Here is a 2,596-nt window from a genome sequence, read left to right as displayed (position 1 = left end):
GGCGGCCGCGAGCGGGCCGCGCGGTTGCGGGACGCACTCGACCGCGGGCCGGGCGCCGTCGCATCGCTGGACCCGCTCGGGCCCGCCTTCGCGCGCGTCGTCGAGCACTGGAGCGCCGGCGGCCGGCCGGTCCGGGTGCTCCACGACGAGCAGCGGATGCTGACGCCGGAGCGCATCGCGGCGCTCGGCCCGCCGCACGGGCGGCTGGCCGGCGTGCGGTTCGCCGACTCGATGACCGAGCCGCGCGTGCAGGTCGCCGACTTCCTGGCCGGCGTCGCCCGGCGCATCGCCGAGGACGAGCTGGCCGGCGCGCACGACGCCGAGCTGGCCGGGCTGCTGCGCCCGTACGTCGACCCGCGCTCGGTGTGGGCGGACGCCACCAGCTGGGCGGCGCTGGGTCAGCGCGGCGCGTCCTCGACGACGTCGAGGTAGGCGTGCGCGGCGGCGACGTTGCGGGGGAGGGCGAGGTCGGCGAACCCGTCGAGCAGACCGCGCAGCGCGGCGACGTCAGCCGCCCCGGCCGTACCGCCGACGAACAGGACCCTGCTGTCGGTGACCCAGCCGGCCCTCGCCGCCGGGACGACGTACCAGTCGATCCACAGCGGCAGCCCGTCGATGACGCGTTGCCGGCTGAACGCTCGCGTGCCGCGGGGCCCGTTGTGCCGGGCGTCGACGCGCGTAGTCGTCCAGCCGCCCGTCGTCGACGACGACCAGCAGGTCGACGTCGCTCCAGTCGTCGTGGCGGCCGGTGCCGAGCGAGCCGACCAGCGCCGCGCCGGCGACGGCGGGGTCGGCGCGCAGCCCTTCGGTCACGGCCGCGAGCCAGCGGCGGCGGATGGCGGCGAGCCGGGCGCCGGCGGCACGGGCTGGTCGGTCCTCATGGCGCCCGACGGTAGCCGCGCGTCGTGGCTCGCCTCGCGCGTCCCCGGTCACGGCGGGTTGTCGGTGGGTGCGGCTACCGTCCTGTGGAGGGCATGGCCCGACACGTCGAGGATGGTGGGACATGGATCTTCGTGACCGGGTGGCCGTCGTCACCGCGGCGCGTCCGGCGCCGGGCGCGCCGTCGTGTCGGCGCTGGCCGGGCGGGGTGCCGTCGTGCTGGTGGCCGACGTCGACGCCGGCCGTTGTGCGGAGACGGTGGCGGCGGTCGAGCAGAACGGCGGACGCGCGTCGCCGCTGGTCGTCGACGTGTGCGACGACGGCGCCGCGGACGCGCTCGTCGCGGCGGCGGGGCGGCTGGGTCCGCTGGGCGTCCTGGTCGACAACGCCGGCGGCTGGGGCACGGCCGGGCGGCGGTTCCCCGACGCGGCGCCGGGGGAGTGGGACCGGGTCCTGCAGCTCAACCTGCGCGCGCCGATGCTGCTGACGCAGGCGGTGCTGGAGCCGCTGCGGGCGGCGGGCGGTGGCGCGGTCGTCAACGTGGCGTCGGGCGCGGGGCTGGAGCTGTCGCCGTACCGGTCGCCTGAGTACGCCGCGGCGAAGGCCGGGCTGATCCGCTTCACCGCCGCGGTCGCCGGGCTGCGCGAGACGCACGGCGTGCGGGTGAACTGCCTCGTCCCGGGCTGGATCGGGCTGCAGCGCGCGTACGCCGAGCTCGCCGCCATGCCGCCCGAGCAGCGCGCGAAGACGCCGCCGTTCGTGCCGCCGGAACGCGTGGCCGCCGCGGTCACCGGGCTCGCCGAGGACGACGACCTCGCCGGGCGCGTGCTCGTGCTGCGCGGCGGCCGCGAACCCGAACTGCTCGACCCGGCGCCGTTCGAGTAGTCGCCCGGCCCGGGGTGCGGCGACTCGAGCGCCGCGGCGTCAGCGCTCGCCGTCGGCGGTGACGAGGCCGCTGGCCCACGCCCAGCCGGCGACGCCGACGCGGTTGCGCACGCCGAGCTTGTGCTGGATGTTCGCCAGGTGGTTCTTCGCCGTGCCCGCGCTGATGAACAGCTCGGCGGCGATCTCGGCGTTGCTCAACCCGCGCGCCACCAGCCGGGCGACCTCGCGCTCCCGCTCGGTCAGCACGTCGTCGGTGACGGCGGACGGCGCGGGACGGCGCAGGTGCCGCAGCAGGCGCACGGTCACCTGCGGGCTGATCAGCGTGTCGCCGGCCATGGCCGCACGGACCGCCTCGACCAGCAGGGTCGGGCCCGATCGCTTGAGCAGGAACCCGCAGGCGCCGCCGGCCAGGGCGGCGTGCACGTAGGTGTCGAGGTCGAACGTCGTCACGACCACCACGCGCAGCGGGTCCGGATTCGCCGGGCCGGCCAGCCGGCGGGTCAGCTCGAGGCCGTCGATACCGGGCATCCGGATGTCGGCCAGCACGACGTCCGGCCGCAGCTCCCGGGCCAGGCGCAGCGCCTGGTCGCCGTCGGCCGCCTCGGCCACGACGTGCATGTCCGGCTGGGCGTCGATGACCATCCGGAACGCGCTGCGGATCGCCTCCTGGTCGTCGGCGACCAGCACCCGTGTGCTCACGCTGCACCCCCTGCGCCCGGCCGCGCCGGCCGCGGCCCGTCGAACGGCAGCCGCGCCACCAGCCGCCAGCCGTCGCCGTCGGGACCGGCGCGCAGCGTCCCGCCCAGCGCGCCGACCCGCTCGGCCAGGCCGG

2 protein-coding genes and 2 pseudogenes are annotated in these 2,596 nt (G+C 77.5%); 2 read left to right on the top strand and 2 right to left on the bottom strand.

Annotated features, from left to right (window positions below):
• Positions 1-432: pseudogene (locus DY240_RS32355) on the top strand (hypothetical protein); the annotation flags it as partial.
• Between the two features lie 75 nt (positions 433-507).
• Here DY240_RS32355 and DY240_RS32350 read toward each other — a convergent pair.
• Positions 508-813: a nucleotidyltransferase domain-containing protein gene (locus DY240_RS32350; protein WP_158602967.1), complete on the bottom strand. Its 306-nt coding sequence runs from the start codon at positions 811-813 to the stop codon at positions 508-510.
• Between the two features lie 237 nt (positions 814-1,050).
• Between DY240_RS32350 and DY240_RS23245 the strand changes: the two are divergent.
• Positions 1,051-1,764: pseudogene (locus DY240_RS23245) on the top strand (SDR family NAD(P)-dependent oxidoreductase); the annotation flags it as partial.
• A 39-nt stretch (positions 1,765-1,803) separates the two neighbouring features.
• Here DY240_RS23245 and DY240_RS23240 read toward each other — a convergent pair.
• Positions 1,804-2,463, bottom strand: a complete 660-nt coding sequence (locus DY240_RS23240) for a response regulator (RefSeq protein WP_119662136.1) — start codon at positions 2,461-2,463, stop codon at positions 1,804-1,806.
• Between the last annotated feature and the right edge of the window lie 133 nt (positions 2,464-2,596).

The organism is Jiangella rhizosphaerae, assembly GCF_003579925.1.
GTDB classification, from domain to species: Bacteria; Actinomycetota; Actinomycetes; order Jiangellales; family Jiangellaceae; genus Jiangella; species Jiangella rhizosphaerae.
The sequence above is the reverse complement of the archived record's forward strand: the minus strand, read 5'-3'. Positions and strand labels throughout refer to the sequence as shown.